Below are 5,314 nucleotides of genomic sequence, written 5' to 3' on the forward strand. Positions count from 1 at the left end.
AGTCCGGCGCCCGCAGCTCCTCCGTGTGCGCGGCCACCGGGAGCGCGGCGTCGGGATCCCCTCCCTGGGCGGTGATCATCGCGCGGAACGAGTCCATGGCCCGCCCGTCGCGGAGTCGTTCGCGCGGGTCGTCGTCGACCCCCACCGCGGCCAGCGCCTCCCGCGCCAACGCGCAGGTCAGATCGACCATGTCGGGCGGGCCACCCCCGTCGAGGATCTCGACGCACTCGGTCACCTCGAGGGCGTTGCCCACCGCCCGACCCAGTGGCGTGTGGTTGGCGGTCACCAGGGCGCTGGTCCGGACGCCGGCGGCCGTGCCGATGGCGACCATCACCCGCGCCAGCTCGTCCGCATCCGCGCGGTCGGGCCGGAAGGCACCGGATCCGCACTTGACGTCGAGCACCAGCGCGCCCGTGCCCTCGGCGATCTTCTTGCTCATGATCGACGCCGCCAGCATGGGGATGGACGGGACGGTCCCGGTGACGTCCCGTAGGGCGTAGAGGGCCCGGTCGGCGGGCGCGAGATCGGCTCCGGCCGCGCAGATCACGGCCCCGGTCTCCTCGAGGATCCGGCGCCTGGTGGCGGCGTCCAGGTCGGCGCGCCAGCCGGGGATAGCCTCGAGTTTGTCGAGGGTCCCGCCCGTGTGACCGAGCCCGCGCCCCGAGAGCTGGGGCACCGCCAGCTCCCAGGTCGCCAACAGGGGGGTCAGCACGAGCGTCACCGAGTCGCCCACACCGCCGGTCGAGTGCTTGTCCACCGTGGGGACGCGACGACCGGCGCGCGTCAGGTCGGACAGGTCCAACCGGGTGCCGGAGTCGACCATCGCGGCGGTCCAGCGGGCGATCTCGCGATCGGTCATGCCCCGGAAGTACACCGCCATCGCCAACGCGGACATCTGCTCGGGGGGCACCACACCGCGGCTGTACCCGTCGACGATCCAGTCGATCTCGTCGTCGTCGAGCTCGTTGCCGTCGCGCTTGGCCTCGATGATCCGCACGGCGTCGATCGACCGGGTCACGTCAGGTCCTCCGGCCCGAAGGCGTCCGGCAGGAGCTCGCCCAGGCGTACGGGGCCGCGGGCGGTGTGGACGACCAGGTCCGGGCCGCCGTGTTCGTGGAGGAGTTGGCGGCACCGCCCGCACGGTGAGAGCGGGTCACCGTCGTGGCCGACGACGACGAGCTCGAGCAGTCTCCCGCCACCCGTGCGGTGGAGGTCGGACACGAGCGAGCATTCCGCGCAGAGTGTGAGCCCGTAGGAGGCGTTCTCGACGTTGCACCCGGTTACGATCCTGCACTCGTCGCCGCCGGGTTCCGACGCCAGGGCGGCGGCCCCCACCCTCAATCCTGAGTACGGCCGGTAGGCGTTCCGGGCGGCCGCCAGCGCGGCTTCGCGCAAACCGCTGCGGGCCGCGTTCCTCTGTGCTGCGGTTTCGTTGACAGACACCCTTTTCTACCCTCCGGTAACTTCGATTAGGGTCCCCTAACAGGCATTACCCGTTCGGACCACCGTACCCACCCTGCTTCTCGTCCGCGTCCTCTCAGGTCTAAAGTCCTAGTAGGCGCCCGCTGTGCTCTCGGGCAGGGAACGCGCGCCGATGGCACCACGCCCAGACGATTCGGAGGCACGACAAGCCCATGAGTACTGCGCAGGCGCCGGCGCGTCCGGCCCCCAATAAGAAGATCAGCATCTACAAGGGTGACCCGGGGATGTGGTCGTGGGTCGCGCACCGCATCTCGGGCGTGGCGATCTTCTTCTTCCTCTTTGTGCACGTGCTGGACACCTCGCTCGTCACGGTGAGCCCGGAGACCTACAACGCGGTCATCGACTCGTACAAGACCCCGATCGTCGGGCTCCTGGAGATCGGCCTGGTCGCTCTGGTCCTCTTCCACGCGCTCAACGGTCTGCGCATCGTCGCCATCGACTTCTGGTCCAAGGGCGCGAAGTACCAGCGCCAGATGCTCTGGGCCGTCCTGGCGATCTGGGTCGTGGTCTTCGCCGCGGCGACCGCCCGCCTCCTCTTCCTTCTCTTCCAGCACATCTAAGGAGAACGATCACCATGGCAGACGCACCTGTTCTCCAGACGTCATACGATCGCCCCGCCTCGCTCGCCCAGCCGCGCTCCCCGCGCCTGCGCTCACGCGGCAACTTCGAGCGCACCGCATGGATCTTCATGCGCGCCTCGGGCGTCGCGCTGGTCATCCTCACGCTCGGCCACCTCACCGTGGGCCTGATGATCGACGAGGGAGTCCACCGCATCGACTGGGCCTACGTCGCGGATCGCTGGCAGAGCCCGTTCTGGGCCACGTGGGACCTCCTCATGCTCTGGTTGGCACAGCTCCACGGCGCGAACGGCGTCCGGACGGTCATCGCGGACTATTCCCGCAAGGACTCGACGCGGTTCTGGCTCAACGCGATCCTCGTCGCCGCGACCGTCCTCGTCCTGGCTCTGGGCACGTACGCCCTCTTCGGCCTCGCCTACGACGTCTGATCGACGCCTGCGGACCGTTCCACTTCGAAAGCGAGCACTGAGAATCCCATGACCGATCGTCAGGTCCACCAGCACCAGTACGACGTGGTAATCGTCGGCGCCGGCGGCGCAGGCATGCGCGCGGCCATCGAGTCGGGACCGCGGACCCGTACCGCCGTCCTCACCAAGCTCTACCCCACCCGCTCCCACACCGGCGCCGCCCAGGGCGGTATGTGCGCCGCCCTCGCGAACGTCGAGGAGGACAACTGGGAGTGGCACACGTTCGACACGGTCAAGGGCGGCGACTACCTCGTCGACCAGGACGCCGCGGAGATCATGGCCAAGGAGGCCATCACCGCCGTCATCGACCTGGAGAACATGGGCCTGCCGTTCAACCGCACGCCCGAGGGCAAGATCGACCAGCGTCGTTTCGGTGGCCACACCCGCGACCACGGCAAGGCACCCGTGCGCCGGGCCTGCTACGCGGCCGACCGCACGGGCCACATGATCCTGCAGACGCTCTACCAGAACTGTGTCAAGCACAACGTCGAGTTCTTCAACGAGTTCTACGTCCTGGACCTCTGCCTCACGGAAACCCCCGAGGGCCCCGTCGCCACCGGGTGCGTCGCCTACGAGCTCGCCTCCGGCGACCTGCACGTCTTCCACTCCAAGGCCACCGTCTTCGCGACCGGCGGTTCGGGACGGATGTACAAGACCACCTCCAACGCCCACACCCTCACCGGCGACGGAATGGCCGTGGTCTTCCGCAAGGGCCTGCCCCTGGAGGACATGGAGTTCCACCAGTTCCACCCGACGGGCCTGGCGGGCCTGGGCATCCTCATCTCCGAGGCCGTCCGCGGCGAGGGCGGCATCCTGCGCAACGCGGACGGTGAGCGCTTCATGGAGCGCTACGCCCCCACCATCAAGGACCTCGCGCCGCGCGACATCGTCGCCCGCTCGATGGTCCTCGAGGTGCGCGAGGGCCGAGGCGCCGGACCCGAGAAGGACTACGTCTACATCGACGTGACCCACCTCGGTGCGGACGTGCTCGAGGAGAAGCTGCCCGACATCACCGAGTTCTCCCGCACCTACCTGGGTGTCGACCCGGTCACCGAGCTCGTCCCGGTGTTCCCGACGTGCCACTACGTCATGGGCGGCATCCCGACCAACGTCAAGGGTGAGGTCCTCCGCACCAACGACGACGTGGTGCCCGGTCTCTACGCCGCCGGCGAGTGCGCGTGCGTGTCCGTGCACGGGTCCAACCGTCTGGGCACCAACTCGCTGCTGGACATCAACGTGTTCGGCCGCCGGGCGGGGATCGCCGCCGCGGACTACGCTGCAGGCCACGACTTCGTCGAACTCCCCGAGGAGCCCGAGAAGATGGTCCGTGAGTGGATGGAGAGCATGCTCGCCGACCACGGCGCGGAGAACGCCAACGACATCCGGACCGAGATGCAGGCCATGATGGACGACAAGGCGTCGGTGTACCGCACCGAGCAGTCGCTCACCGAGGCCCGTGACGAGCTCCGCGCCCTGAAGAAGCGCTACGCCGACGTCACCGTCAGCGACAAGGGCAAGCGGTTCAACACCGAACTCCTCGAGGCCGTCGAGCTGGGCTTCCTCCTGGAGCTGGCGGAGGTCACGGTCGTGGGTGCGCTCAACCGCAAGGAGTCCCGTGGCGGACACGCCCGCGAGGACTACCCGGACCGCAACGACGACGAGTTCATGAAGCACACGATGGCGTTCAAGGACGGCCTCGGCCTCCTCTCCGAGATCCGGCTGGACTGGAAGCCGGTTGTGCAGACCCGCTACGAGCCGATGGAGCGTAAGTACTGATGACCACCGCAGTCGACACCACCAAGGCCACTGACGGCAAGGGCCCGGGCTCGAACCGCCCGGTGCCGCCCGGCTCCACCATGGTCACGCTCAAGATCGCCCGGTTCAACCCGGAGGATCCGGACTCGGCGGGCTGGAAGGAGTACGAGGTCCCGGCCCTGCCGTCGGACCGTCTGCTCAACCTGCTGATGTACGTCAAGAACTACATCGACGGCAGCCTCGCGTTCCGCCGGTCGTGCGCACACGGCATCTGTGGGTCGGACGCCATGCTGATCAACGGGGTCAACCGCCTTGCCTGCAAGGTCCTCATGAAGGACATGCTCCCCAAGGACGGCAAGTCCATCACCATCACCATCGCCCCGATCCGCGGGCTGCCGGTGGAGAAGGACCTGTACGTCGACATGGAGCCGTTCTTCAAGTCGTTCCGTGACGTCATGCCGTACCTCATCACGTCCGGGAACCAGCCGACGGCCGAGCGGATCCAGTCCCAGACGGACCGGGCCCGCTTCGACGACACGACCAAGTGCATCCTCTGCGCCTGCTGCACGACCTCGTGCCCGGTGTTCTGGGCCGACGGGTCGTACTTCGGCCCGGCCGCGATCGTCAACGCTCATCGGTTCATCTTCGACTCCCGTGACGAGGGTGCCGCCGAGCGTTTGGAGATCCTCAACGACGCCGAGGGGGTCTGGCGGTGCCGCACGACCTTCAACTGCACCGACGCGTGCCCCCGCGGCATCCAGGTGACCAAGGCGATCCAGGAGGTCAAGCGCGCCCTGCTGTTCGCGCGCTGACCTTCCCCGGTCTCCCCGGCGGGGCCGCACCTTCCCTGAGCGGAGGGTGCGGCCCCGCTGGTATTTGCCGGAAGCGCACCCGCGCCTGCCCTCCTCTCCGACATCCGCCCCCGCGCCTGCCCTCCTCCCCGACATCAGCCCCCGTCGATGAACGCCCGCGTGCGCCGAAGTGACCGCGGGAGTTCATCGAGAGGAGCGCCTGCGGTGGGAACGCCCATCC

Annotated in this window: 6 protein-coding genes; 4 read left to right on the top strand and 2 right to left on the bottom strand. The window is 68.4% G+C overall.

Going from position 1 to position 5,314, the window contains the following annotated elements; genetic code table 11:
* The coding region (locus G6017_RS09230) for a thymidine phosphorylase (RefSeq protein WP_182617069.1) at positions 1–1,018 on the bottom strand (1,018 nt) is incomplete at its 3' end.
* On the bottom strand, positions 1,015–1,443 hold the full coding sequence (locus G6017_RS09235) for a cytidine deaminase (protein ID WP_182617071.1): 429 nt from the start codon (positions 1,441–1,443) through the stop codon (positions 1,015–1,017). The genes G6017_RS09230 and G6017_RS09235, both read right to left, overlap by 4 nt.
* Positions 1,444–1,634: 191 nt before the next feature.
* Here G6017_RS09235 and sdhC point away from each other — a divergent pair, with 191 nt between their 5' ends.
* The 4 genes from sdhC to G6017_RS09255 are packed head-to-tail and all read left to right on the top strand — an operon-like array spanning position 1,635 to position 5,094.
* Positions 1,635–2,042, top strand: a complete 408-nt coding sequence (sdhC, locus tag G6017_RS09240) for a succinate dehydrogenase, cytochrome b556 subunit (protein WP_179524746.1) — start codon at positions 1,635–1,637, stop codon at positions 2,040–2,042.
* A gap of 14 nt (positions 2,043–2,056) precedes the next feature.
* Complete coding sequence (locus G6017_RS09245; RefSeq protein ID WP_182617072.1) at positions 2,057–2,488, top strand: succinate dehydrogenase hydrophobic membrane anchor subunit; 432 nt, start codon at positions 2,057–2,059, stop codon at positions 2,486–2,488.
* Positions 2,489–2,536: 48 nt separating this feature from the next.
* Positions 2,537–4,303: a succinate dehydrogenase flavoprotein subunit gene (sdhA, locus tag G6017_RS09250; protein WP_179526169.1), complete on the top strand. Its 1,767-nt coding sequence runs from the start codon at positions 2,537–2,539 to the stop codon at positions 4,301–4,303.
* A complete protein-coding gene (locus G6017_RS09255; protein WP_182617074.1) occupies positions 4,303–5,094 on the top strand; it encodes a succinate dehydrogenase iron-sulfur subunit in 792 nt (263 codons plus the stop codon). Before sdhA ends, G6017_RS09255 begins: the two co-directional genes overlap by 1 nt.
* Positions 5,095–5,314: the final 220 nt, after the last annotated feature.

Origin of the sequence: Dietzia sp. B44 (assembly GCF_014145245.1) — a bacterium.
Lineage (GTDB): Bacteria > Actinomycetota > Actinomycetes > Mycobacteriales > Mycobacteriaceae > Dietzia > Dietzia natronolimnaea.